Consider the following 25496-nt stretch of genomic DNA (forward strand, 5'->3'; position numbering starts at 1 on the left):
TCTGACTACAATAGCCGCCATTTTGACCATAACGGATAACGACGAAGTATGCGCCTGCACCCCCATCATCTTGAACTGCTAAGCCCGGCCCGCGACGCCGCCATTGCCCGTGAAGCCATTCTTCACGGTGCGGATGCCGTCTACATTGGCGGCCCAGGCTTTGGTGCCCGTCATAACGCCAGCAATAGCCTGCGCGACATTGCCGAACTGGTACCGTTCGCCCACCGTTTCGGGGCGAAGGTGTTCGTGACCCTGAACACCATTCTTCATGATGATGAGCTGGAGCCCGCGCAGCGTCTTATTACCGATCTCTACCAGACCGGCGTTGACGCTCTGATCGTTCAGGATATGGGTGTTCTGGAACTGGATATCCCGCCAATTGAGCTGCACGCCAGCACCCAGTGCGATATCCGCACCGTTGAGAAGGCGAAGTTTCTTTCAGACGTCGGGTTTACGCAGATTGTTCTGGCGCGTGAGCTGAACCTGAACCAGATCCGCGATATCCACCAGGCCACTGACGCGACCATTGAATTCTTTATCCACGGTGCGCTTTGCGTGGCCTATTCCGGGCAGTGTAATATCTCTCACGCCCAGACGGGGCGCAGCGCTAACCGCGGCGACTGCTCTCAGGCCTGCCGTCTGCCGTATACCCTGAAAGACGATCAGGGCCGCGTGGTGGCATTCGAAAAACACCTGCTGTCGATGAAAGATAACGATCAGACGGCAAACCTCGGCGCGCTGATCGATGCCGGCGTACGCTCCTTCAAAATTGAAGGCCGCTACAAGGACATGAGCTACGTGAAAAATATCACCGCCCATTATCGTCAGATGCTGGATGCCATCATCGAGGATCGCGGTGACCTGGCGCGCGCGTCCGCCGGTCGTACAGAGCATTTCTTTATTCCATCGACGGACAAAACGTTCCACCGCGGCAGTACGGATTATTTCGTTAATGCGCGCAAAGGGGATATTGGCGCGTTCGATTCACCGAAGTTTATCGGTCTGCCGGTGGGTGAAGTGCTGAAAGTGGCGAAGGATCATCTTGACGTTCAGGTTACAGAGCCGCTGGCGAACGGCGATGGCCTCAACGTGATGATCAAACGTGAAGTGGTTGGTTTTCGCGCCAATACGGTGGAGAAAACCGGCGAAAATCGTTATCGCGTCTGGCCGAACGAAATGCCTGCCGACCTTTACAAAGCCCGCCCGAATGCGGCGCTGAACCGTAACCTGGATCACAACTGGCAGCAGGCCTTGCTCAAGACCTCCAGCGAGCGTCGCATTGCGGTGGATATCGCGCTGGGTGGCTGGGAAGAGCAGCTGATCCTGACCATGACCTGCGAAGACGGCATCAGCGTGACGCATACGCTCGACGGCCTGTTCGAGGTGGCGAACAATGCGGAGAAAGCGCTTAGCAACCTCAAGGATGGCGTAGCGAAGCTCGGGCAGACCATTTATTATGCGCGCAATATTGAGGTGAATCTGCCGGATGCGCTGTTCGTGCCGAACAGCCTGCTGAACCAGTTCCGCCGTGAAACGGCTGAGATGCTGGATGAAGCACGCCTGGCAAACTATCCGCGCGGCAGTCGTAAGGCCGAAGCGGTGCCTGCGCCGGTCTACCCGGACACGCATCTCTCTTTCCTTGCGAACGTTTACAACCACAAAGCGCGTGCGTTTTACCATCGTCACGGCGTGCAGCTGATTGACGCCGCGTATGAAGCGCATGAAGAGAAGGGCGATGTGCCGGTGATGATCACCAAACACTGCCTGCGGTTTGCCTTTAACCTTTGTCCGAAACAGGCGAAAGGCAATATTAAAAGCTGGAAAGCGACGCCGATGCAGCTGGTGAATGGCGATGAAGTACTGACGCTGAAGTTTGACTGCCGTCCGTGTGAAATGCACGTTATCGGCAAGATGAAGAATCACATCTTCAAAATGCCGTCTCCGGGCAGCATTGTGGCCTCCGTCAGCCCTGACGATTTGATGAAAACCCTGCCGAAGCGTAAAGGCAGCTAACCCGCAGAGTGGGTATCCGGTTTGCGCGATTTCTGCCAGGCATGGTGTTCGCGCAACCCCTCCGCAGACTCCTCTGCTGCGCTGCGAAACTCGTCGCTGTCAGCTTCATGACGAAGCTGATGGTCGGCGTTTTTCACATACACAAATTCATGCCCTTTGTGCTCCGCCATAATCTGCCCCGAGAACAGTGCACTAATCAGCAGCAGTAGCGAAAAGCCTTTTCTGAACATCTTTTACCCCCGAAAATACGCTACGGTCATCGTAGGGATAATTTCATAGAGTAATTATTCGACTCTTTAAATTTGAGAAAATAGACTGTCAAAAATTGTGGTCGCCATAAAACTCACTTAAGACTATTCTTAAAAGCAATATCGCCGTTGTAAACTCCCATTTCTGGTATGCAAAGAGAAGCTAGATTTATTGGGAAATCATTTACAATAAGATTTTTCTGGCTAAGGATTGGATCGAATAAATGAAAAAAATAATCGTGCTATCACTTCTGGGCGTAGTGGTTGCGGTGGGTGCTGCGGCCAGCATCTATTCAAATGAAGAACCAGAATATATTCAGTCAGCAAAAAGCCGTGTCGGATCGTATTTAACCAGCGATTACGGACGTGTCGAATGTAATAGCACCCAGGTAAGTGAAGATCGCTGGGAGCTGGGCTGTACCAATAAGGCGAGGGGCAAAACCTTCCAGTTCGCTGTTTACCCATCCGAGCAGGCGCCGTATGGGGTCTCTCGTGCGTTTTATCTCGAAGCGATTAATGATGATGCCCGCCAGAGTGCAGAGCAGGGACTGATGCGTTATCTGCAAATTAATACCAAAGCGGGTTAATCGATTCGTTTATGCTTCGTTGAGGCTCACAGTGGTAGATTGCAGGTGATCCACATCCCGGTATGGAATACCGGAGCGTAGATACCAAAATACAAATCTATCCATGCAAGCATTTACCGCCAGATTATGGCGGTTTTTTTTTGCCCGTTTATCGTACCGGTAAAAATTGTTTGCGATATTGCGCGGGTGAAAGCGCAAATTGCTGCCGGAAATGGTGGCGCAGCGTGGCGCTTTGTCCAAATCCGGTTTGTTCCGCAATATTGTCGATGCTGAGCCGACTGTTTTCGAGATAATCTTTTGCCCGCTGCAATCGCGCAGTCAATAACCAGCGCGCGGGTGTTGTTCCGGTCGCATCCTGGAAACGGCGCAGAAAGGTGCGCTGACTCATACCCACCCGCAGAGCCAGCGATTCGACGGTATGGGAAACAGCCAGATGCTGGTGAAGATAATCAAACAACTGGCCGAGGCGCTGGCTCTCCCGCAACTGAGCCACCGGTCGGCTAAGCTGCTGGGTTTGCGAGCCGTCCCGATGGGGCGGGATCACCAGCCGACGCGCCACGCGGTTTGCCACTTCCATACCGTAATTTCGGCGCACCACGTGCAGGCACAGATCAATCCCCGCGGCGCTTCCGGCGGAAGTGAGAATATCGCCTTCGTCCTGGTAGAGCACATCTTCGACCACGGTAATGGCGGGATAGCGTGTTTTCAGCGCTTGCGTATAGCGCCAGTGGGTGGTCGCCTTCCGCCCGTCAAGCAGGCCTGAGGCTGCCAGAACGAAAACGCCAGAACAGATCGAGAGTAGCTGGCAGCCGCGGGCATGCGCCGCGCGGAGCGCCTGGCAGAGCGCTTCGGGTACGGGTTCGTCCAGCCCTCGCCAGCCGGGAACGACAACCAGATCCGCCGTCTCCAGCAGACCCAGATCGCCATCGGCCAGAATACGGATCCCGCCCGTTGCCCGGAGTTCGCCATCATCCACGCTCGCCACGGCAAACTGATACCAGTCATCGCCCATCTCCGGGCGCGGCAAGCCAAAGATTTCTACCGCCACGCCAAACTCAAAGGTACATAAACCGTCATATGCCAGCACGATCGCGCGCGGCGAGGGATGTCTTAAGTTTGTCATCTTTTTGCTGTTTTCTGGCATAGGCGGACGCATTCATGCGCTGAATTAAGGAATAGAGTAGTGTTAACACAAACACCACAAATGAGGAAGATTCATGAGCTATGTTACTGAATTTCCGGCTGCTGAGCCGCAGGAAGCTGTGGGACATTTTCTGCGTCGTCTGAGTGTCGAGACGGACTGCGCCGATGTCCATCACGCGGTATCCAGCGGTGAGCAGGACTTTGTTCTGCTGCACGTTGTCGGAAAGCCTGAACATTTTGCCCGGCGGCATCTGCCCGGCGCGCTGCATTTACCCTGGAGCCAGATCACCGCAGAGCGGATGAAAGCGTGGCCGGAGGGCACGCTGTTTGTCGTCTATTGTGCAGGCCCGCACTGCAACGGGGCGGACAGGGCGGCCCTAAAGCTGGCGCGTCTGGGTCTGCCGGTTAAGATTATGCTCGGGGGCATGACCGGCTGGGAAGATGAGCGGTTCGCGTTTGCAGGATCTTCATCACCCGCTCTGTGAACATGAATTTATTTCAACACAGATGAAATTTTCTCGTTTGTCGGCGGCGAGCCGGTATGACATCTTTTCAGGACGTTTAGACATCCAGAAGTCTAAAGATTCAAGAGATGAATTATCACTGTGGGCAATTAACGCCGACAGACAGAGGAGATTTCCATGCAGCGACACCATGCCCCGTACCGCGCCGATGTAGTCGGCAGTTTTTTACGCCCGGATGCTATTAAACAGGCCCGTCTGCAATTTGCCAGCGGTGAAATCGATGCCGGGCAGCTTCGCGCGGTTGAGGACGAGGCCATTCGTCATGTTGTCGAGCAGCAGTGCGCCTGCGGTCTGCATGTGGTAACGGACGGTGAATTCCGCCGCGCCTGGTGGCACTTTGACTTCTTTGACGGGCTACAGGGCGTGGAGCGTTATGATTCCCAGCAGGGCATTCAGTTCAACGGGGTGCAGACTAAAGCCCATGGCGTGCGCGTAACGGGCAAACTGGGCTTCGGCGATCATCCTATGCTGGAAGATTTCCGCTACCTCAAAAGCATTAGCGGTAATGCACAGCCGAAGATGACCATTCCGAGCCCGAGCGTGCTGCACTTCCGCGGTGGCCGCAAGGATATTGATGCTACGGTCTACCCGGATCTGAAGGATTACTTTGACGATCTGGCGACCACCTGGCGCGATGCCATTCGGGCCTTTTACGATGCAGGCTGCCGCTATCTGCAGCTGGATGACACCGTCTGGGCCTATCTTTGTTCGGAGGACCAGCGCCGCCAGATCCGCGAGCGCGGTGACGATGCAGACGAACTTGCCCGGACCTATGCCCGGGTGCTGAATAAGGCGCTGGAGGGCAAACCGGACGATCTGACCGTCGGGCTGCACGTCTGCCGCGGCAACTTCCGCTCAACCTGGATTTCCGAGGGCGGCTATGAGCCGGTGGCGGAGGTGCTGTTCGGCACGGTGAACGTCGACGCGTTCTTCCTGGAGTACGACAACGACCGTAGCGGGGACTTCGCGCCACTGCGTTTTGTGCGCCCGGGTAAACAGCAGGTGGTTCTGGGGCTGATCACCACCAAACACGGTGAACTGGAGAACCCGGAAGGGGTGAAAGCGCGTCTGGAAGAGGCTGCGCGCTACGTGGCGAAAGAGCAGATTTGCCTCAGCCCGCAGTGCGGATTTGCTTCTACGGAAGAGGGTAACAGCCTGAGCGAAGCCCAGCAGTGGGATAAAGTTCGCCTGGTGACGCAAATCGCCAGCGACGTCTGGTAACGCCGTTTACAGCGCTGCATTATTACAGTGCAGCGCTGTACCATTCTGAGTCGTTTCCCGTCACTCCTCTCTACGATCCCTTTAAAATCCTGTCTCTGCAACCTGGCACTGTTTTTGCTCTCCTGAAACTGGCGTTACTTTTTTCTGCGTCCGGCGGTAACGGACGTCTTCGCACAGCTTTCTTTTCAGGAGTGAAAATATGCACCGTCGTACCTTTATTAAAGCGTTCACCTTGTCCGCCTCCGTCATCGCCATGGGAATGAGCTTTGGCGTCCAGGCCGCAGAGACCATTAAAGTCGGGATTATGCACTCTCTCTCCGGCACGATGGCCATTTCAGAAACGCCCCTGAAAGATGTCGCCCTGATGACCATCGATGAAATCAACGCTAAAGGCGGCGTGCTCGGGAAAAAGCTGGAGCCGGTGGTGGTTGACCCGGCATCCAACTGGCCGCTGTTTGCCGAAAAGGCCCGCCAGCTTCTGAGCCAGGATAAGGTCGCCGTGGTGTTTGGCTGCTGGACCTCCGTATCGCGTAAATCGGTTCTGCCGGTTTTTGAGGAGCTGAACGGTTTGCTGTTCTATCCGGTGCAGTATGAAGGTGAAGAGATGTCACCTAACGTCTTCTATACCGGCGCGGCGCCTAACCAGCAGGCGATCCCGGCGGTGGAGTACCTGATGAGCGAGGACGGCGGCAGCGCGAAGCGATTCTTCCTGCTGGGTACGGACTACGTTTACCCGCGCACTACTAACAAGATCCTGCGCGCCTTCCTGCACTCGAAAGGCGTTGAAGATAAAGATATTGAAGAGGTCTACACCCCATTTGGTCATAGCGATTACCAGACCATTGTCGCCAGTATCAAAAAGTTCTCCACGGGCGGCAAAGCGGCGGTGGTCTCCACTATCAACGGTGATTCCAACGTGCCTTTCTATAAAGAACTGGCGAACCAGGGGCTGAAAGCCACGGACGTGCCGGTGGTGGCGTTCTCGGTGGGCGAGGAAGAACTGCGCGGCATTGATACCAAACCGCTGGTGGGTAACCTGGCGGCGTGGAATTACTTTGAATCCGTCGACAACCCGACCAACCAGACCTTTGTCGCGGCTTACAAAGCCTACGCGAAAGCCCATAAGCTGCCGAATGCCGATACCGTGGTCACCAACGATCCGATGGAAGCGACTTACGTTGGCCTGCATATGTGGGCGCAGGCGGTTGAAAAAGCGGGGACAACCGACGTGGACAAAGTGCGCGCGGCAATGGCGGGCCAGTCGTTCAACGCGCCGTCCGGCTTTACGCTGACCATGGACGCCACCAACCACCACCTGCATAAGCCCGTCATGATTGGTGAAATTGAAGGCAACGGCCAGTTCAACGTCGTTTGGCAAACCGAACAGCCGGTACGCGCTCAGCCGTGGAGCCCGTTTATCGCCGGGAATGACAAAAAGCCTGACCAGCCGATGAAAACCGCCAGCAACTAAGCCACCACCAGGGAGAGACGTCATGAACGCCATACGCATGATGATTGCGATTGTGTGGCTTACCGGACTGCTGCCAGGGATGGCGCAGGCATCGGATGCCGATGATTTCGTTGCCGCTAGCCGCAGCCAGCAAACCGCCATGCTGACCCGCTGGGCAGCCACGCCGGAACCTGCACGTTTGCCGCTGCTTAAGGCGCTGCAACAGGAGAACCTTTATACCGACAGCCAGAAGAAGGCATTTACCCGCATCGACGGCGAAATGGTTGCCCTGGGCGCGGCAAAAAGCGCTGAAGGCACGACCAAAGCCGTGCGGCTGACCAACCGACTGCGCGTGTTAACCGTCACGGCGCTGGCGACGCATCAGCTTGTCAGTGACAGTGTCACCGAAAGGCGTCATGCCGCGCGGCAACTTCAGCGTGACGCCCAGCCGGATATGCTCGGCTTTCTGCAACAGCGGGCCAGTAGCGAAACGGACGACGTCGCCCGACAGTCGCTGATGCTGGCGCTGGCAAACCTCCAGCTGACGAGCCCACAGGCTGAAGTACGGCTCAAGGCTGTTGAGCTGTTGGGACAGTCTGACGATCCGGACGTGCAGGCCACGCTGACGCCGTTAACCCGGACGCAAACCGAGCCGGACGCACGGGTACGTGCCGCCGCCGCTGAGAGCCTGGAGCGTATTCAGCACCGGCTGATGTGGGGCGAACTGCTGGGGCAGGCCTTCATGGGCCTGTCGTTGGGGTCGGTACTCTTGCTGGCCGCGCTCGGGCTGGCTATCACCTATGGTCTGCTGGGGGTGATTAACATGGCCCACGGCGAAATGCTGATGCTCGGGGCGTATGCCACCTGGATGGTGCAGCAGGTTATGGCGCAGTGGATGCCTCAGTGGCTGGCGCTTTATCCGGTGATGGCGCTGCCGGTGGCGTTTTGCCTGACGGCAGGTATCGGGATGGTGCTGGAGCGCACGGTGATCCGCCATCTGTATGGCCGCCCGCTGGAAACCCTGCTCGCCACCTGGGGGATCAGCCTGATGCTTATCCAGCTGGTCCGCATGACCTTTGGCGCTCAGAACCTTGAGGTCGCTAACCCGGCATGGCTGTCCGGCGGGGTGCAGGTTTTCGCCAACCTGACGCTGCCCTGGAACCGTATTGTGGTGCTCGGCTTTGTACTGCTGGTGCTGTTCTTCACCTGGCTCATTCTGAACAAAACGCGTCTGGGTCTCAACGTGCGGGCGGTGACGCAAAACCGCAGCATGGCGGCCTGCTGCGGCGTTCCCACCGGACGGGTAGATATGCTGGCATTTGGCCTCGGGTCCGGCATTGCCGGGTTGGGCGGCGTGGCGTTGTCCCAGCTGGGGAACGTGGGGCCGGAGCTGGGCCAGGGATACATCATCGATTCGTTCCTGGTGGTGGTGCTCGGCGGCGTCGGCCAGCTGGCCGGTAGCGTCGCGGCGGCCTTTGGTCTGGGGATCTTCAATAAAATTCTTGAACCGCAGATGGGCGCCGTGCTGGGCAAGATCCTGATTCTGGTGGCGATCATTCTGTTTATCCAGAAACGTCCGCAGGGGTTATTCGCACTTAAAGGGAGGGTGACAGACTGATGAGCCAGCCATTGACCTTAACACTGGCGCGCAGGGCACCGCGCACCGCGCAAATCTTTGGCAGTCTGCTGGTTGCGGCGCTGCTGGTGCTGCCTTTTCTCGCGCTGTTACCCGCAACGCATCCGCTGGCCGTTTCGACGTGGATGTTGACGCTCATCGGCAAGATCCTCTGCTACGCGGTTGTCGCCGTGGCACTCGATCTGGTCTGGGGCTATGCCGGTATGCTCTCGCTGGGGCACGGCATATTCTTCGCCCTGGGCGGCTATGCGATGGGCATGTACCTGATGCGCCAGGCGGCCGGGGACGGGCTGCCCGCGTTTATGTCGTTTCTCTCGTGGAGCGAACTGCCCTGGTTCTGGTGGGGAACGCAGCATTTTGCCTGGGCGCTGGTGTTAATCGTGACGATCCCCGGCCTGCTGGCGCTGGTCTTCGGCTGGTTTGCTTTCCGCTCGAAGATAAAAGGGGTCTATTTTTCCATCATGACCCAGGCGCTGACCTATGCGGGCATGCTGCTGTTCTTTCGCAACGAAACCGGTTTTGGCGGCAATAACGGCTTTACCGGCTTTACCACGCTGCTCGGGTTTTCCGTTACGGCGACTACCACGCGGATCGCGCTGTTTCTCGCAACGGTCATGCTGCTGCTTCTGGCCCTGGGCACAGGCTACGCGCTGGCGAAGAGTAAGTTTGGCCGCATTTTAACGGCGGTGCGCGATGCGGAAAACCGTCTGACGTTCTGCGGCTACGATCCGCGCGGCTTCAAGCTGCTGGTCTGGACGCTTTCCGCCGTACTGTGTGGTCTGGCGGGGGCGCTGTACGTTCCGCAGGTGGGTATTATCAACCCGGGTGAAATGTCGCCGACCAACTCGATTGAAGCGGCCATCTGGGTGGCGCTGGGCGGGCGCGGCACCCTGGTAGGCCCGGTGATTGGTGCGGCGCTGGTCAATGGTGCGAAGAGCTTTTTCACCGTGGCGATGCCGGAGTACTGGCAACTGTTTCTTGGGCTGATTTTCATCGCCGTGACGCTCTTTTTACCGCGCGGCGTGTTCGGTCTGTTTCGTAAGGGAGAGAATTAATGCAGCCCTCTGAAGGACTCTTTACCCGCCAGCTACCGGGCGATCGTTACCGTGAGCAGACCGATCCTGTGTTGCAGCTTGAGGCCATTAACGTCAGTTTCGATGGTTTTCAGGCGTTGACCGATCTCTCACTTAATATCGGCGTCGGTGAATTGCGCTGCATCATTGGCCCTAACGGCGCCGGTAAAACTACGCTGATGGACGTGATCACCGGCAAAACCCGGCCAAAAAGCGGGAAGGCTATTTACGATCAATCCATCGATCTGACAGCCCTTGAACCGGCGGCCATTGCCCGTCAGGGCATTGGCCGTAAGTTCCAGAAACCGACCGTGTTTGAAGCGCTGACCGTAGGGGAAAACCTCGAAATCGCCATGAAAGCCGACAGGTCCGTCTGGGCGAGCCTGCGGGCAACACTCAGCGGCGAGCAGCGCGACCGCATTGACGAGATGTTGGTTTTGCTGCGGCTTGGCAGCGAGCGCGATCGCCGCGCCGGGCTGCTTTCCCACGGTCAGAAGCAGTTTCTGGAGATCGGCATGCTGCTGGTGCAGGATCCGCATCTGTTGCTGCTGGACGAACCCGCCGCCGGTATGACCGACGCAGAGACGGAATACACAGCCGAGCTGTTCCGAACTCTGGCAGGCAAGCATTCGCTGATGGTGGTTGAGCACGATATGGGCTTCGTCGAGACCATCGCCGACCACGTCACGGTGCTGCATCAGGGGCGCGTACTGGCAGAAGGCTCGCTTCGCGAGGTACAGGCCAATGAGCAGGTGATTGACGTCTATCTGGGACGCTAAGGAGAGGGGATGTTACAGGTTAACGAGCTGAATCAGTACTACGGCGGAAGTCATATTCTGCGCGGGGTGAGCTTTGAGGCGGTCGTCGGGGAAGTGACCTGCCTGCTGGGGCGCAACGGGGTGGGGAAAACCACACTGCTGAGGTGCCTGATGGGGCTGATCCCGGTGAAAGCCGGGGAGGTGGTCTGGCAGGGAAAGACCATCACTCACAGTAAACCGCACCAGCGGGTGCAGTCCGGCGTGGCGTATGTTCCGCAGGGGCGGGAGATTTTTCCGCGTCTGACCGTAGAAGAAAACCTGCTGATGGGACTGTCGCGCTTCTCCGCGGGAAACGCAAGGAGCGTGCCGGAGGAGATTTGGCAGCTTTTCCCGGTGCTGAAGGAGATGAAACACCGTCGCGGAGGCGATCTTTCCGGTGGTCAGCAGCAGCAGCTGGCGATTGGTCGCGCGCTGGCGAGCCGTCCACGGTTACTGATCCTGGATGAACCCACGGAAGGTATACAGCCGTCGGTGATTAAAGAGATTGGGCAGGTGATCCGCAGCCTGGCGAACCGGGGGGATATGGCGATCCTGCTGGTGGAGCAGTTTTATGATTTTGCGGCGGAGCTGGCCGACAGCTATCTGGTGATGTCGCGCGGCAGCATCGTCCAGCAGGGGCGCGGTGAGAACATGGAGCAGGAGGGGGTTCGCGGACTGGTTGCGATCTGAAATGTTATACTATAACATCCTCATTCTTATAACACGGAATGAGGGTTTTGCTGTGGCTGCACAACTTGGAAAAATTGCGCTGACTCTGGGAACGCTGCTGGTAAGCGGCTCGCTTTTTGCCCATTCGCACGGTCATCAGATGACGGAGGCGGAACAGAAGGCGGCAAACGGCGTCTTTGAGGATAAAGACGTCAGGGACAGGACGCTGTCTGACTGGGACGGGACCTGGCAGTCTGTTTACCCGTTCCTGCTTGATGGTTCGCTGGATCCGGTTTTCGAAAAGAAAGCGCAGAAGGGGGAAAAATCCGCTGCCGAGGTGAAAGCCTACTACCGTAAGGGCTACGCGACGGACGTGGACGCCATCGGCATTGAAAACAACGTGATGGAATTCCACAGAGGCAAAACGATGAGCAGCTGCCGCTACGACTACAGCGGCTATAAAATTCTGACCTATGCGTCGGGGAAAAAAGGCGTGCGCTACCTGTTTGAATGTAAGGATAAGGCAAGCCAGGCGCCTAAGTTTGTGCAGTTCAGCGATCATACCATCGGGCCGAAAGCCTCTTCACACTTCCATATCTTTATGGGCAACACCTCCCACGAGGCGCTGCTGAAAGAGATGGATAACTGGCCGACCTACTACCCGAACGAGATGTACAAAGAGCAGGTGGTGGAGGAGATGTTGCACCACTAGGCTGTCGGATTTGCCGGGTTGGGGCTTAGCCTTACCCGGCGTGGGATTAGGGTTTTCCAGGTCGGGTAAGCGCAGCGCCACCCGACACGCTATCTTCACTTTTCACGCGCATCCCGCGCAAAACCATCAGCCATGCCGCAATAATGGCGGCCATCATAATAATAAATAACGACCAGTGCGGCAGATGGGTCAGGATGAGCCCGGTGATCATCGGGTTCGCCGCCGCGCCCAGCCAGCCCAGCGCCTGGGCGGAGAAGTAGCTCGCCTTCATGCCCGGCGGGGCGATATTGTCGATCAGCATGTATTCACCCGGAGCATAAATAATTTCACCCAAGGTGAAAATCGCCGCCGCAATCCCCCAGTAAAGCAGGTTCTCGCCGGAAAGCATAAACCCGCCCAGCCCGAGGATGAAAAAGAGCGTCGCGGCAGTCATTAGCGGGCGGATGTTGCTGGCGGAGATCTTGCGGCCAAGCGCGTATTGCAGGGAGACCACCACCACCGCGTTGACGGGCAACACAACGGCCACCACCTTTTCTGCGAAATCGCTGTCCGCATACGCGGCGAGGACGTACTGGGAAATGCAGCTGGCGAACGATCCGCCCACGTAGGACGCCAGCAGGCCGGAGAGCGTGTACCAGAACAGCGCCCGGTCCTTCAGCAGCACCGAGGGCTGCCACGGCGCTTTTTCCTCCACGCTGTCAGACGCTACGCTTTTCTGCACAAAGAAATGGATAAACCCGAGCGGCAGTGCGGCGCAGAAGGCCGCCAGCCAGAACGGCAGTTGCAGGCTGTACATCACCAGTAGAGTGCCAACCGGCGGCCCAATCGTCCAGCCGATGTTCAGGAAACTGTAGTTGAGTGAGAAAACGCGCGCCTTTTCGCTGGAGGTCAGCACGTCGGCAAACCACGCTTTCATCACCGTTGAGAAGACGGAATAGGCGCAGTTAATCAGGGCAAAGAACAACACCACCAGCGTCACGTTATTCACCAGCGGAATGGCCACAAACCCGGCGATAAAGGCCACGATGGCGACCAGCATATAGCGTTTTTTGTCGAACTTGTCCGCCAGGATGCCAAACCCCAGGCTAAACACCACGCCAATGGTCAACGCCACGGTAAGGGCATAGCCAATATTCTCCACGCTCATATCGTACACGCGTGTGAGATATATGGTCATAAAGGGCAGCGTTGCCCCGCGGCCAATTGTTAATAACAATGACGATGCCAGCAGCGCTGCGGTTGAGCGCCTGATTGATGGTTTCATTTTCCTGCCCGACAAATGCTTATGCTTTTTTTGTTGTGTTATTACAGGATTATCATGGGATCGGCAGCTTGTATAGCACCCAATTTATCCGCAGGTGCTTCTCTTCAGTACCAAAATTAATGATCTTCTCGCGGGGCTATTTTTTCTGTTACCTTGAAGTGTTTACAAAATTTTAATAATTCAGGGGCGGAAAATGACGCGGAAAGACGGGCTGTTAGCGTTGCTGGTTGTCGTGGTGTGGGGACTCAATTTTGTGGTCATCAAAATGGGGTTGCACAACATGCCTCCACTGATGCTGGCGGGTCTGCGCTTCCTGCTGGTGGCCTTCCCGGCGCTGCTGTTCGTTGCCCGCCCAAAGATTCCCCTCAAGCTGCTGCTGGGCTACGGCCTTACCATCAGCTTTGGTCAGTTTGCGTTTCTTTTTTGCGCTATTAAATTCGGTATGCCTGCGGGCCTGGCTTCGCTGGTGCTTCAGGTGCAGGCTTTCTTTACCATTATTCTCGGCGCGTTTGTCTTTGGCGAACGTTTGCAGGGCAAACAGCTGGCGGGTATTAGCCTTGCGGTCTTTGGCGTGCTGGTGCTGATAGAAGGCAGCCTCAACGGTCAGCATGTCGCGCTGCTGGGCTTTATGCTCACCCTGGCGGCGGGGCTGAGCTGGGCGTGCGGCAACATCTTTAACAAGCTGATAATGCAGCATGAGTCGCGTCCTGGGATCATGTCGCTGGTGGTCTGGAGCGCGTTGATCCCCATTGTGCCGTTTATGGCCGCGTCGTTTATTCTGGATGGACCGCAGGTGATGCTGAAAAGCCTGGTGGAGATCGACCTGACGACCATTTTGTCGTTGATCTACCTGGCATTAGTCGCCTCAATCATTGGCTACGGCATCTGGGGATCGCTGCTCGGGCGCTATGAAACCTGGCGCGTGGCGCCGTTATCGCTGCTGGTTCCGGTGGTCGGGCTTGCCAGCGCCGCCCTGTTGCTGGATGAAACGCTCAGCGCGCTGCAACTGTGTGGCGCAGGGCTGATTATGGCCGGGCTGTATATCAACGTCTTTGGTTTGCGGGTGCGTCGGGCGACGCGGGTGCGGAGTTGTGGCAGAAAAAAGCCCCGCATTAGCGGGGCAAAAACGAATTACAGGTCGTGATTATAATACGGCACGCCTAATTCGTCGGATTTGTCGCTGCCAGCGCCCATGTGATTGAAGTCCCAGGGCGACTGGTTTTGCGTGGACGGCATAATCATGGTGTCACGATTATTTTGCTGCCCCGCACTGGGGGTTTGCTCCGCGAAGCTCTGGCCGGAAACCAGCACCAGCAAGGTGAGGGCGGCGGAGGCGATAAATTTCATGATTTCCTCGGTTACGTCTTAACAGGCGATGATTAACTGCAATGTTTTAGCGGATACAGATAACGGGATTCACCCGGCATACTGGTAATACGGTACTTATGAGGCGGCACGTCAAAGTAGTTCTTGAACGTACGCGTCAGGGTTTGTTGCGATTCAAATCCGTAGCGTTCCGCCAGATAGAGGATCGGCTCATTGCTTTCTTTCAGTTTTTGGGCAATCTCCGTCAGCTTGCGGCTGCGAATATATTGTCCTAATGAATGGCCGGTCTCTTTTTTAAACATCCGTTGCAGGTGCCATTTTGAGTAACCTGAACGCTCAGACACTTTCTCAAGGGAAAGTGGAGATTCCAGGTTATCTTCGATCCAGTCCAAAATGCTATGAATGGTGATAGCGTCAGTATTGCGTCTGGACATCGTCATACCTCTTTTTCTGTTTACGGCAGGATTTTCTTGAGTAAAAGCTCAAGCGTTGCCACTTCATCTGCCGTTAAGTTTTTTGTCAGTTCCTGGTGCAGTGTTTGTCCTACTAATTGATGACATTGCTCACACATGGCCGCGCCATCGCTGGTCAGTTTCACCAGTACGCCACGTTTGTCATTCGGGTTAGGGCTTCGTTCTATCCATCCTTTGCAGACGAGACGATCCAGCATGCGGGTTAACGCACCCAGATCGACAGAGAGCACCTTTTTCAGCTCAACCGGCGTGATACACACTTCGCAGCGAATGGAACACAGCACTTTGAACTGTGTTGCGGTGATATCCAGCGGTGACAGGTAGTCATTGAGCAGGCGATCTTTTTTCTGGTTAACCATATGAATAAGACGACCCAGTGGGATTATGTCGTTAAAGAGATCACTGGTGCTTTTCACAATGGTTGCCCTGGCAAGTAGTTTAGTCACGGCAGATATTATTGCTCAGGCAAGTATAAGTCAACTGAATGGATCAGCTGATGCCACGAATTGCTAAAACGCTTCAGGAACTTTTTCTGTACGCTTTTAAATCATATAGATAATCTGGGGTTATTAGTTACGCCGGACAATTATGGTTACGTTGCGCGGATAGCTCAGGACGAGACTTTCCCCCTATAATTGCGGTAATGAATAAGGATAAGGACTGCGGTGCATTATGTTGGATTTGATTAAAGCAGTGGGGCTTGGGCTGGTGGTGTTGCTTCCGCTGGCGAACCCGTTAACGACCGTGGCGCTCTTTCTGGGGCTGGCGGGTAACATGAACAGCGCGGAGCGCAACCAGCAGTCGAGGATGGCCTCCGTCTACGTCTTCGCGATTATGATGGTGGCTTATTACGCCGGACAACTGGTGATGAATACTTTTGGTATTTCGATTCCCGGTCTGCGTATCGCCGGTGGGCTGATTGTGGCGTTTATTGGTTTCCGGATGCTGTTCCCGGCGCATAAAGCGCATGAATCGCCGGAAGCCAAAAGCAAATCGGAGGAGCTTGAAAGCGAACCGAGCGCCAATATCGCGTTTGTGCCGTTAGCCATGCCGAGCACGGCGGGGCCGGGAACGATTGCGATGATCATCAGTTCCGCCTCAACGGTGCGTGATGGTGTTACTTTTCCGCACTGGGTTATTACCGTTGCGCCGCCGATCATTTTTGCGCTTATCGCCATTATCGTCTGGGGGTCATTGCGCAGCTCCGGGGCGATTATGCGTTGGGTGGGCAAGGGGGGGATTGAAGCTATCTCCCGTCTGATGGGCTTCCTGCTGGTCTGTATGGGCGTGCAGTTTATTATTAACGGCGTGCTGGAGATCATTAAGACGTATCACTGAGGACATCGCCGGGTGGCGCTGCGCTTACCCGGCCTACAAGTCCGTAATAACCTAGGCCGGGTAGGCCGAAGCCGCCACCCGGCACAACTAACGTCAACCGTGGCTGGTCTGTTCTTCCATCGCGACCGGCCATTTACGGAAGATAAGCACCGACCAGATCAGCGCAATCAGCGCGGGAATCGCCCCGAGATAGCCAATGGCCGACATCGATACATGCAGGCTGATCAGATTTCCCACCAGCGCACCGGCCCCAATTCCCAGATTAAAAATTCCCGAGAACAGCGACATTGCCACGTCCGTGGCGTCCGGGGCCAGGGCCAGCACTTTGACCTGCATTCCCAGACCAATAATCATGATCGCCACGCCCCAGAACAGACTGAGGATCGCCAGATGACTCTCGCTGCCTGCCGCAGGCATCAATAACAGCAGGCACGCCAGCAGCAGGCCAATCGCACTGCTTACAAGCGCAGACGCGTGCTTATTGCCCAGCTTCCCGAACAGGATGCTGCCGATAATCCCCGCGCCGCCCAGGATCAGCAGCAGAACGGTGGCGAAGTTAGCGCTAAAGCCCGCCACAACCTGAACAAACGGCTCAATATAGCTGTAGGCCGTGTAATGGGCGGTCACCACAATCACGGTCAGCAGATAGATGCTCATCAGCGCCGGTCGACGCATCAGCAGCGGCAGACTTTTCAGCGAGCCGGAGTGTTCGCTGGGCAGTTTTGGCAGCAGTTTGATCAGACACACCAGGGTGATCAGCGCCCCCATGCCGATGGCAAAGAAGGTGGTGCGCCAGCCGAAGTATTGACCCACAATGCGCCCGATCGGCAGGCCTAACACCATCGCCAGCGCCGTTCCGGTGGCAATCAGGCTCAACGCCTGGGCGCGTTTCCCCGCCGGGGCGAGACGAATGGCGAGCGATGCGGTGATCGACCAGAAAACGGCATGGGCAAACGCGATGCCGACGCGGCTGATCACCAGCACCGTAAAGTTCCATGCCATAAATGACAGCACATGGCTGGCTATGAACACCACAAACAGCCCAATCAGCAGCTTACGACGTTCCATCTGGCTGGTCAGCAGCATAAACGGCAGCGACATCAGCGCTACCACCCATGCATAGATGGTCAGCATAATGCCAACCTGTGCCGTTTCCATATGGAAGCTGGCTGCAATGTCGGACAGCAGCCCAACCGGAACAAATTCCGTGGTGTTGAAAATAAACGCTGCGATGGCGAGCGTGACCACGCGTAGCCACGCGACCCTGCGGGAAACCGTGTGTGTTGTCATAGGGATATCTGGGATTCGTTGCCTGAAAGATGAGGAGACGATCTTAAAGCCTTAAACGGCGAAAACTCAACCGTTATGTGATGTGAATCACAAAATTTACCTTCATGCAGCGGTAGCGAACGCGGTTGTTTTCATTGAAGATAAAGAACAACACAACAAAAACAGGCGGTAACACGATGCAGGAGATTGATTTTTATCTGGTAGATGCGTTCAGCGAGTCCTCCTTTGGCGGCAACCCGGCGGCGGTGTGCCCGCTCGACGCGTGGCTGCCGGATGAGACGTTACTGCGGATGGCACAACAGCATAACCAGTCGGAAACCGCGTTTTTTGTGTGCACCAAAGGGGGGATTGAGCTGCGCTGGTTCACCACGCTCACCGAGGTTAATCTGTGTGGTCACGCGACGCTTGCCGCGGCGTATGTTCTGTTTAACGAACTGGATTATCCGGACTCACGCCTTCATTTTGACACCGCTTCTGGCCGCCTGACCGTCAGCCGTGAAGGTGACTGGATGACGCTGGACTTCCCGGCCTGCCCGACGCAGGCACAGACGCCGCCACCGGAGATGCTCACCGCACTCGGTATCAGCCACTACGTCGAGGCGCGAAAAGGCCGCGCCTGGCTGCTGGTACTGGAGAGCCGCGAGCAGGTGGAAGCCATTAATCCGGATTTCTCCGCCATGACGCCGGGGGAACATAAAGTGGCCGTCACCGCCCGGGACGATGGGGAATACGACTTTGTCAGTCGTTTCTTCTCGCCGGGCGTGGCCGTGCCGGAAGATCCTGTCACCGGCTCCGCGCACACCATGCTGATCCCTTACTGGAGTGAACAGCTTGGCAAAACACAGATGTTTGCCCGTCAGGTTTCTGCCCGTGGTGGCGACGTACGCTGCGAACTGAAAGGCGACCGCGTGCGGATGGGCGGGCAGGCGGCGCTGTATCTGAAGGGCACAGTATTTCTGCGCTGTATAAATCTAAGAGGAACCAACGATGCAGGAAATTGATTTTTATCTGGTGGATGCCTTCAGCGACAGGGCGTTCGGCGGCAATGCGGCGGCGGTGTGTCCGCTGGAAGCGTGGCTGCCGGATGAGACGTTGCTGAAGATGGCGAAGCAGCATAATCAGTCAGAGACGGCGTTCTTTGTCCGAACGGATAACGGGTTTGAACTGCGCTGGTTTACCACGCAGGATGAAATTAACCTCTGCGGCCACGCAACCCTCGCGGCTTCTCACGTTATTTTCGAATACCTGGATTATCCGCATACGGAAATCACCTTCACCACGCGCTTTGTCGGCGAACTGACGGTACAACGCAGCGGCGACTGGCTGACGCTGAATTTCCCGGCGTGGTCAACCGAGGTTGTCGATACTCCACCGCCAGTGCTGTTCAGCTCGCTGGGCATTAACGCGGCAAAAGAGGTGCGTGCAGGGCGCGATTACATGGTGGTGCTCGACAGCCAGCGGCAGGTGGAGGCGCTGACGCCGGATATCACAGCCATGCTCCCGCTGGGGAAAATGGTCTGCGTTACGGCGCCGGGGGATGAGTATGATTTCGTCAGCCGCTTCTTCTGCCCGGGGGAAGGGGTACCGGAGGATCCGGTGACGGGATCAGCGCACAGCATGCTGATCCCGTACTGGAGCGAAAAGCTTGGAAAAACGCAGATGTCGGCCCGCCAGGTCTCCTTGCGCGGCGGGGATCTGCGCTGCGAGCTGAAAGGCGACCGCGTGCTGATTGGCGGGCAGGCCACGCTGTATATGAAGGGGAAAATTTTCCTTCGTCTCCAGGATTACGGTCATCATTAAAAACTATGACGCCGGTATACAGGGCGGGCGGTATGTTGAACGAAAACGACAAGGAGCCTGCCATGTATTCTATTACCGCTGAATCCGCCCATCATCCAGATATTCTCGCCCTGATTACGGCGCTGGACCGTTATCAAAGCGTTCTCTATCCCGCGGAAAGTAATCATCTGCTGGATTTAACCGAACTGCCGGACGACTCGCTGATCCTGATGATTATTCGTGACACTCAGCTTAACGCTGTCGGGTGTGGCGCTGTTGTTTTGAACGGGGACGGGACCGGGGAAATGAAACGGGTCTATATTGATCCAACCCATCGCGGGCAACGGCTGGGTGATAAATTACTGGCGGCGCTGGAAGATGAAGCCCTCAGCCGCTGCTGCCACACCGTCCGGCTGGAGACGGGGATCAAACAACATGCCGCCATTCGTCTGTATCAACAGTGTGGATACGAACGGCGCCCCGCGTTTGCCCCCTACAACGAGGATCCGCTGAGCCTGTTTATGGAGAAGACACTGGTGGCTGACGTTCGTTTAGCAGCCCTATAAACGCCTCAAGCTGGCGGGTCATCGCCCCGCGTCGCCACACCAGCCAGGTGGTGAGCCAGCGCCAGTTTTCCGCCAGCGGCCACGCCGCCACCTGATGATGCCCCGGCATACTCTCCAGCATGGAGCGGGGCATCAGCGCAATGCCTGCCCCGGCAATCACGCAGGCGAGCATCCCGTGGTAGGACTCCATCTCGTGGATCCTTCCCGGCGTTACGCGGTCAGCATGAAACCAGCTCTCCAGATGACGCCGGTAGGAACAGTTGGCGCGAAAGGCATAAACCTCGCTACCGCTCACCTGCGTGGCTTTTGACACTTCCGCGTGACCCGCAGGGGTGACCAGCATCATCTCTTCCCGGTAAACCGGCATTCCTTCCAGTTCGGGGTGTGAGAGCGGCCCGTCGACAAAGGCGGCGCTGAGCGTCCCCTCAAGCACACCGTCAATCATCGTACCGGAAGGCCCGGTGGACAACGCAAACTGAATGCGCGGATAGCGCTGATTAAACCGCGCCAGACTTTCCGGAATGCGTACGGCGGCGGTACTTTCCAGCGCGCCGAGCGAGAATAATCCCTGCGGTTCATCCCCGGCGACGACCATTCGCGCTTCGTCGACCAGCGCCAGGATCTGCTTGCTGTAGCGCAAAAAATTGTGCCCGGCGGGGGAAAGCCGCAGGCGCTGATTCTCGCGAATAAACAGCTCCACACCGAGATCCGCTTCAAGCTGTCGGATGCGGGTGGTGAGGTTTGACGGCACCCGGTGTACCTTCTGCGCCGCCTGGGTAATGCTGCCGGTCAGTGCGACGGCGTTAAACATCTCAAGCTGTGTTAAGTCCATACCGTTCTCGATTCGTGAACAAGGTGGTGAGTATTATTCATTTTTAAGAAATAGCAGAGTGGGCCACAATCAATCAACTGTTATTACATGGAGAACTTCATGACGTATTCATCTGCTACCCATGCCCACTCTGTCAACCCGGCTACCGGCGAAACGCTGGCTGCTTACCCGTGGGCAACGTCTGGTGACGTTGAGCGTGCCATTGCGCAGGCGGATACCGGTTTTCGTCAGTGGCGACGCGAAAGCGTGGCGCACCGGGCGCAAAAACTTCGCGATCTGGGTGCGGCGCTGCGTAGCCGTGCGGAAGAGATGGCGCAGACTATCTCCCGGGAGATGGGCAAGCCCATTGTGCAGGCGCGTGCGGAGGTGGCTAAGTCCGCCAGCCTTTGCGACTGGTACGCTGAATACGGCCCGGCAATGCTGCGCCCGGAATCTACCCTGGTCGACAATGCGGTGATTGAGTACCGTCCGCTGGGGCCTATTCTGGCGGTGATGCCGTGGAACTTCCCGCTCTGGCAGGTGCTGCGCGGTGCGGTGCCGATCCTGCTGGCAGGGAACAGCTATCTGCTTAAACATGCGCCAAATGTGCTCGGCTCGGCGGAGCTTATCGGGAAGGTGTTCGCGGATGCCGGTTTCCCGGAGGGGATCTTTGGCTGGGTGAACGCGACAAATGACGGCGTCAGCCAGGCGATTAACGATCGGCGTATCGCGGCGGTGACTGTAACCGGCAGCGTTCGGGCTGGTGCGGCAATTGGCGCGCAGGCGGGCGCGGCGCTGAAGAAATGCGTGCTGGAGCTGGGCGGCTCCGATCCGTTTATCGTTCTGAATGATGCCGATCTGGATCTGGCTGTCAACGCGGCCGTGGCCGGACGTTATCAGAATACCGGACAAGTTTGCGCGGCGGCGAAACGCTTTATTGTGGAAGCGGGCGTGGCGGACACCTTTACCCAACGCTTTGTTGACGCGGTCAAGGCGCTGAAGATGGGCGCACCGGATGAGGAAGATAACTCTATTGGCCCGATGGCGCGATTTGACCTTCGCGATGAACTGCATCAGCAGGTACAGGCTACGCTGGCTGAAGGGGCGACCCTGCTGCTCGGCGGCGAGAAGCTTGCCGGGACCGGTAACTTTTATGCGCCAACCGTACTCGGCGACGTCACCCCACAGATGACGGCCTTCCGTCAGGAGCTGTTTGGCCCGGTGGCTGCGATTACCGTCGCCAATGATGCGTCGCACGCGTTGCAGCTGGCTAACGACAGCGACTTTGGCTTATCAGCGACGGTCTTTACCGCGAACGATGCGCTGGCTGAAACCTTCTCTCGCGAGCTGGAGTGCGGCGGAGTCTTTATCAATGGCTACAGCGCAAGCGATGCGCGCGTTGCGTTTGGCGGAGTGAAGAAGAGCGGCTTCGGGCGAGAGCTTTCACATTTCGGTCTGCATGAGTTCTGTAACGTTCAGACGGTCTGGAAGGATCGCGTGTAATGTTGATGCCGGGTAGGGCAAGGCCGCTACCCGGCAATTCACGTTTCCTGTCATTATTCTGCAATGGTTCTGTCATTTTCGTTTCGTAGACTCGCTCGCGTCTAACGTATTGTTACAGAAGAAAATTATGAACCTAACGCAAATTTTTCGTCGTCTTGCGCAGCGCTTTTTTCCTCGTCAGTTTGGCCTGCTGACCGGCATCTTTTGTATTATCGGCCTTTTCTCCGCCCTGCAACTTTCATCCTCCTTCCTGCTTACCGCCTCCCTGAATCAAGCCCAGCGTAACGAACAGCGCAATCAGCTGGCCTGGCAGCAACAGAGCAGACTGGATCAGGCGCGTATTTCGCTGCTTGCGGCGAGCGATCTGCTCAACCGCTCCGGGGTGTACTTTATGCAGGATAAAGAGACCGGTTCGGAAGGGAGCTGGCATAGCCTGATGGACGAGGCGCAAAAATCCCTGGCGGCGTCTCAGCAGGCATGGCAAGCCTGGCTCGCGCTTAATCCTCCGCAGGACGAGGGGCTTGTTAATAGCTATCAGCTGTTCTTCGGTGCCATTAGCGAGCAGGCGGAAGGGCTGGTGAAAACCAACAGCATCGACCTCTTTTTCGCCGTACCCGCCCAGGCGTTTCAGACCGATTTTAATGACAACTTTGCACGTTATCAGCAACGGAGTGAGAAGCAGGCGATACAGGGGCGTCAGTCGCTCATGGAACAACTCTCAGGCCTGCAACGGCTGTTCCTGTTTGCGCCGCTGGTGCTGCTGGCTATTGCCATTGCCGTCTGGTTTGCAATGGCGAAATGGGTGATATCCCCGCTACGCCGTCTGATTGTCCATATTAACCAGCTTGCGGCAGGGAATTTGTCGGGAATACCCCCTGACGTTGTGCGTTTTAACCGTGAAATCAGCCAGCTCAGCGGCAGTATTACCGCCATGCAGCGCGGGCTCCAGCAGCTGGTGACTCAGGTCAGCGAGGCCACGACCTCTATGGTCGAAAATATCGGGTCACTTGCGCAGGGGAACCAGAAGCTTTATCAGCAGTCCACGCGACAGGCCAAAGAGCTGGAGGAAGTTACCGCGCATATCGCCGATCTCGAAACCCACGTTGAGGGGAACACGGGTTATGCAAAACTCGCCCGCTCGCGCGCGGATGAAGCCCGACAGGCTGCCGTCGGCGGGGAGCAAATGATGACAGCGGTAAATGGCTCAATGCAGACGATCGTCGACCGATCCTCAGAGATGCGTGGGATCGTCGCCATGATCGACAGCGTGGCGTTTCAGACCAATATTCTGGCCCTCAACGCTGCCATTGAAGCCGCCCATGCGGGAGAACAGGGGCGCGGGTTCGCGGTGGTCGCACGTGAAGTGGGGCTGCTGGCCAGAAAAAGCAGTCACTCTACGCAAACCATCCAGTCGCTAATTAACCACTCGCTACAGGGCATTGAAGAAGGTTCTCAGGTGGTAAACCGTCTGGAAGAAAATCTCCAGCAGGTCACCGGGTTGGTGGCCAATCTGAGTAGCCTGCTGAATGATATTTCGCTGGCCACTCTAAATCAGGGGGAAAGCATTCATCAGATGACGCGCCAACTTCAGGCGCTGAATCAGGTATCGCGTCAGACAGATGTGCTGGTTAGCGAAGCGTCGAATGCCTCTGAGCGCCTGCATCGGGAGTCAGATCTTTTGTTGCAGGCCGTCTCGCGTTTTCGTCTCCCTGCCTGACGTGACGTATAAGCCTCTGTTATACTCGCAGCCCGTTTTAGCCTGAGGGCAAGGAGCAAAGTGTGGCTGCGGTCATCCATAATGAGATGCTGGACGAGATTCTGGCGCAGGTTCGTCCGTTACTGGGGCAGGGTAAGGTTGCCGATTACATTCCCGCGCTGGCCTCGATCAGCGGTAATAAGCTCGGCATCGCCATTTGTACTGTCGACGGGCAGCGTTTTCAGGCGGGAGATGCACTGGAGCGCTTTTCAATTCAGTCGATCTCAAAAGTGCTTAGCCTCGTTGCCGCCATGCGCCAGTATGACGAGCAGGAGATCTGGCAGCGGGTGGGCAAAGATCCCTCCGGTCAGCCCTTCAACTCCCTTCTCCAGCTTGAAATCGAACAGGGTAAGCCGCGCAACCCGTTTATCAACGCCGGGGCGCTGGTGGTGTGCGATATGCTGCAAAGCCGTCTGAGCGCGCCGCGCCAGCGTATGCTCCAGATTGTGCGGCAGCTTTCCGGCGTGCAGGACATCGCCTACGATCCGGTGGTAGCGCGCTCTGAGTTTGAACACTCTGCACGTAACGCCGCCATCGCCTGGCTGATGAAGTCCTTCGGCAACTTTCATAATGATGTCGCCACGGTTCTGCAAAACTATTTTCATTACTGCGCCCTGAAGATGAACTGCGTTGAACTGGCGCAGACTTTTCTGTTTCTGGCGCATCAGGGCCATGCCCCGCATCTGGGCGAGGACGTTGTCTCCCCGATGCAGGCCCGGCAGATCAACGCCTTAATGGCAACCAGCGGAATGTATCAGAACGCCGGGGAGTTTGCCTGGCGCGTGGGGCTGCCGGCTAAATCCGGCGTTGGCGGCGGCGTTGTGGCCATTGTTCCGCACGAGATGGCGATTGCCGTCTGGAGCCCGGAACTGGACGAGACCGGCAACTCACTGGCGGGCGTCGCGGCGCTGGAACAGTTGACCAAACGCCTTGGACGGTCCGTATACTGATGTCCACGTTAGATCCTCTGTTCACGCGCCTGGCTCGCTCCACGTTTCGTTCACGATTTCATTTAGGGATGAAAGAGCGGCAATACTGCTGGGATAAGGGCGCGGACACTATCGATAAGCATGCCGCTGATTTTATCGCCGCGCGGCTGGCGCCTGCACACCCGGTGAATGACGGTAAGCAGACGCCGATGCGCGGCCATCCGGTTTTTATCGCCCAGCATGCCACGGCAACCTGCTGCCGGGGCTGTCTGGCTAAGTGGCATGCTATCCCGCAGGGCGTGCCGCTGAGTGCGCAGCAGCAACAGTATATCGTCAACGTGATCCATCATTGGCTGGTCATTGAGGTAAATCGTGCCTCCTGAACTGA

At 56.8% G+C, this 25496-nt stretch carries 27 protein-coding genes; 19 read left to right on the plus strand and 8 right to left on the minus strand.

The genetic code is table 11. The annotated features are described in order from the left end of the window. Positions 1-48: 48 nt before the first annotated feature. A complete protein-coding gene (locus ACQG03_RS10825; RefSeq protein ID WP_045622761.1) occupies positions 49-2013 on the plus strand; it encodes a peptidase U32 family protein in 1965 nt (654 codons plus the stop codon). Here the strand turns inward: ACQG03_RS10825 and ACQG03_RS10830 are convergent. Then, entirely contained in the window at positions 2010-2243 is a 234-nt protein-coding gene (locus ACQG03_RS10830) for a DUF2554 family protein (protein WP_426726123.1), read from the minus strand. The two genes, ACQG03_RS10825 and ACQG03_RS10830, sit on opposite strands and share 4 nt — an antisense overlap. Before the next feature lie 242 nt (positions 2244-2485). Here ACQG03_RS10830 and ACQG03_RS10835 point away from each other — a divergent pair, with 242 nt between their 5' ends. Next, positions 2486-2848 carry a hypothetical protein gene (locus tag ACQG03_RS10835; RefSeq protein ID WP_015570547.1) on the plus strand — a complete coding sequence of 121 codons (363 nt, stop codon included), beginning with the start codon at positions 2486-2488 and terminating at the stop codon, positions 2846-2848. A 148-nt stretch (positions 2849-2996) separates the two neighbouring features. On the opposite strand, the gene ftrA is transcribed toward ACQG03_RS10835, so the two are convergent. Next, positions 2997-3992, minus strand: coding sequence for a transcriptional regulator FtrA (ftrA, locus tag ACQG03_RS10840; protein WP_023300087.1), 996 nt, complete (start codon positions 3990-3992; stop codon positions 2997-2999). Positions 3993-4065: 73 nt separating this feature from the next. Between ftrA and ACQG03_RS10845 the strand changes: the two genes are divergently transcribed. The 8 genes from ACQG03_RS10845 to zinT all read left to right on the plus strand — a co-directional run bounded on the left by ACQG03_RS10845 (position 4066) and on the right by zinT (position 12073). Further along, positions 4066-4476, plus strand: coding sequence for a rhodanese-like domain-containing protein (locus tag ACQG03_RS10845; RefSeq protein ID WP_023300088.1), 411 nt, complete (start codon positions 4066-4068; stop codon positions 4474-4476). Between the two features lie 156 nt (positions 4477-4632). Further along, positions 4633-5736 carry a cobalamin-independent methionine synthase II family protein gene (locus ACQG03_RS10850; RefSeq protein ID WP_023300089.1) on the plus strand — a complete coding sequence of 368 codons (1104 nt, stop codon included), beginning with the start codon at positions 4633-4635 and terminating at the stop codon, positions 5734-5736. A gap of 199 nt (positions 5737-5935) precedes the next feature. Continuing rightward, positions 5936-7207: an urea ABC transporter substrate-binding protein gene (urtA, locus tag ACQG03_RS10855; protein WP_022648096.1), complete on the plus strand. Its 1272-nt coding sequence runs from the start codon at positions 5936-5938 to the stop codon at positions 7205-7207. A gap of 22 nt (positions 7208-7229) precedes the next feature. Continuing rightward, on the plus strand, positions 7230-8804 hold the full coding sequence (urtB, locus tag ACQG03_RS10860; protein ID WP_063163064.1) for an urea ABC transporter permease subunit UrtB: 1575 nt from the start codon (positions 7230-7232) through the stop codon (positions 8802-8804). Then, complete coding sequence (gene urtC, locus ACQG03_RS10865) at positions 8804-9877, plus strand: urea ABC transporter permease subunit UrtC (protein ID WP_023306186.1); 1074 nt, start codon at positions 8804-8806, stop codon at positions 9875-9877. Before urtB ends, urtC begins: the two co-directional genes overlap by 1 nt. After that, positions 9877-10674 (plus strand): urea ABC transporter ATP-binding protein UrtD, encoded by a 798-nt coding sequence (gene urtD, locus ACQG03_RS10870; protein WP_015570541.1) that lies wholly within the window; start codon positions 9877-9879, stop codon positions 10672-10674. The genes urtC and urtD overlap by 1 nt, the downstream gene beginning before the upstream one ends. A gap of 9 nt (positions 10675-10683) precedes the next feature. After that, positions 10684-11382 carry an urea ABC transporter ATP-binding subunit UrtE gene (gene urtE, locus ACQG03_RS10875; protein ID WP_023300094.1) on the plus strand — a complete coding sequence of 233 codons (699 nt, stop codon included), beginning with the start codon at positions 10684-10686 and terminating at the stop codon, positions 11380-11382. A gap of 52 nt (positions 11383-11434) precedes the next feature. Next, positions 11435-12073, plus strand: coding sequence for a metal-binding protein ZinT (gene zinT, locus ACQG03_RS10880; RefSeq protein ID WP_045308192.1), 639 nt, complete (start codon positions 11435-11437; stop codon positions 12071-12073). Between the two features lie 46 nt (positions 12074-12119). Here the strand turns inward: zinT and ydeE are convergent, their stop codons facing one another. After that, a complete protein-coding gene (gene ydeE, locus ACQG03_RS10885; RefSeq protein WP_063163063.1) occupies positions 12120-13337 on the minus strand; it encodes an efflux MFS transporter YdeE in 1218 nt (405 codons plus the stop codon). Between the two features lie 193 nt (positions 13338-13530). Between ydeE and eamA the strand changes: the two genes are divergently transcribed. Beyond that, positions 13531-14481 carry an O-acetylserine/cysteine exporter gene (eamA, locus tag ACQG03_RS10890; RefSeq protein ID WP_063163062.1) on the plus strand — a complete coding sequence of 317 codons (951 nt, stop codon included), beginning with the start codon at positions 13531-13533 and terminating at the stop codon, positions 14479-14481. On the opposite strand, the gene marB is transcribed toward eamA, so the two are convergent. From marB to marR, 3 genes are read right to left on the minus strand one after another with little or no spacing between them, the layout of a single operon-like run. Then, the gene (gene marB / locus ACQG03_RS10895) at positions 14469-14684 is read right to left on the minus strand and encodes a multiple antibiotic resistance protein MarB (protein ID WP_003857184.1); all 216 of its coding nucleotides are present in this window, start codon (positions 14682-14684) and stop codon (positions 14469-14471) included. The genes eamA and marB overlap by 13 nt on opposite strands. A 32-nt stretch (positions 14685-14716) precedes the next feature. After that, positions 14717-15097 (minus strand): MDR efflux pump AcrAB transcriptional activator MarA, encoded by a 381-nt coding sequence (gene marA / locus ACQG03_RS10900; protein ID WP_001303241.1) that lies wholly within the window; start codon positions 15095-15097, stop codon positions 14717-14719. Between the two features lie 20 nt (positions 15098-15117). Then, the gene (gene marR, locus ACQG03_RS10905; RefSeq protein ID WP_020884159.1) at positions 15118-15552 is read right to left on the minus strand and encodes a multiple antibiotic resistance transcriptional regulator MarR; all 435 of its coding nucleotides are present in this window, start codon (positions 15550-15552) and stop codon (positions 15118-15120) included. Between the two features lie 256 nt (positions 15553-15808). On the opposite strand from marR, the gene ACQG03_RS10910 reads away from it, so the two are divergent. Next, complete coding sequence (locus tag ACQG03_RS10910) at positions 15809-16474, plus strand: MarC family NAAT transporter (RefSeq protein WP_022648105.1); 666 nt, start codon at positions 15809-15811, stop codon at positions 16472-16474. Positions 16475-16567: 93 nt separating this feature from the next. Here ACQG03_RS10910 and ACQG03_RS10915 read toward each other — a convergent pair whose 3' ends face one another. Then, positions 16568-17764 carry a sugar transporter gene (locus ACQG03_RS10915; protein ID WP_063163061.1) on the minus strand — a complete coding sequence of 399 codons (1197 nt, stop codon included), beginning with the start codon at positions 17762-17764 and terminating at the stop codon, positions 16568-16570. A 176-nt stretch (positions 17765-17940) separates the two neighbouring features. Between ACQG03_RS10915 and ACQG03_RS10920 the strand changes: the two genes are divergently transcribed. The 3 genes from ACQG03_RS10920 to ACQG03_RS10930 all read left to right on the plus strand — a co-directional run bounded on the left by ACQG03_RS10920 (position 17941) and on the right by ACQG03_RS10930 (position 20109). Further along, positions 17941-18765 carry a PhzF family phenazine biosynthesis protein gene (locus ACQG03_RS10920; RefSeq protein ID WP_063163060.1) on the plus strand — a complete coding sequence of 275 codons (825 nt, stop codon included), beginning with the start codon at positions 17941-17943 and terminating at the stop codon, positions 18763-18765. Then, positions 18752-19564, plus strand: a complete 813-nt coding sequence (locus ACQG03_RS10925; RefSeq protein ID WP_022648108.1) for a PhzF family phenazine biosynthesis protein — start codon at positions 18752-18754, stop codon at positions 19562-19564. The genes ACQG03_RS10920 and ACQG03_RS10925 overlap by 14 nt, the downstream gene beginning before the upstream one ends. A 62-nt stretch (positions 19565-19626) precedes the next feature. Next, positions 19627-20109: a GNAT family N-acetyltransferase gene (locus tag ACQG03_RS10930; RefSeq protein ID WP_032622224.1), complete on the plus strand. Its 483-nt coding sequence runs from the start codon at positions 19627-19629 to the stop codon at positions 20107-20109. Here ACQG03_RS10930 and ptrR read toward each other — a convergent pair. Next, positions 20063-20941, minus strand: a complete 879-nt coding sequence (gene ptrR / locus ACQG03_RS10935) for a putrescine utilization regulator PtrR (protein ID WP_022648110.1) — start codon at positions 20939-20941, stop codon at positions 20063-20065. The two genes, ACQG03_RS10930 and ptrR, sit on opposite strands and share 47 nt — an antisense overlap. A gap of 99 nt (positions 20942-21040) precedes the next feature. Here ptrR and sad point away from each other — a divergent pair, with 99 nt between their 5' ends. From sad to ACQG03_RS10955, 4 genes are all read left to right on the plus strand, one after another. Continuing rightward, positions 21041-22423: a succinate-semialdehyde dehydrogenase gene (sad, locus tag ACQG03_RS10940; protein ID WP_063163059.1), complete on the plus strand. Its 1383-nt coding sequence runs from the start codon at positions 21041-21043 to the stop codon at positions 22421-22423. A gap of 127 nt (positions 22424-22550) precedes the next feature. Continuing rightward, positions 22551-24140, plus strand: coding sequence for a methyl-accepting chemotaxis protein (locus ACQG03_RS10945; RefSeq protein WP_063163058.1), 1590 nt, complete (start codon positions 22551-22553; stop codon positions 24138-24140). A 62-nt stretch (positions 24141-24202) separates the two neighbouring features. Next, positions 24203-25129 (plus strand): glutaminase B, encoded by a 927-nt coding sequence (gene glsB / locus ACQG03_RS10950; RefSeq protein WP_003857165.1) that lies wholly within the window; start codon positions 24203-24205, stop codon positions 25127-25129. Continuing rightward, positions 25129-25491 (plus strand): DUF4186 domain-containing protein, encoded by a 363-nt coding sequence (locus ACQG03_RS10955; protein WP_048965757.1) that lies wholly within the window; start codon positions 25129-25131, stop codon positions 25489-25491. Before glsB ends, ACQG03_RS10955 begins: the two co-directional genes overlap by 1 nt. Positions 25492-25496 lie beyond the last annotated feature (5 nt).

Origin of the sequence: Enterobacter cloacae complex sp. 342H5, assembly GCF_050030905.1 — a bacterium.
GTDB lineage: Bacteria > Pseudomonadota > Gammaproteobacteria > Enterobacterales > Enterobacteriaceae > Enterobacter > Enterobacter intestinihominis.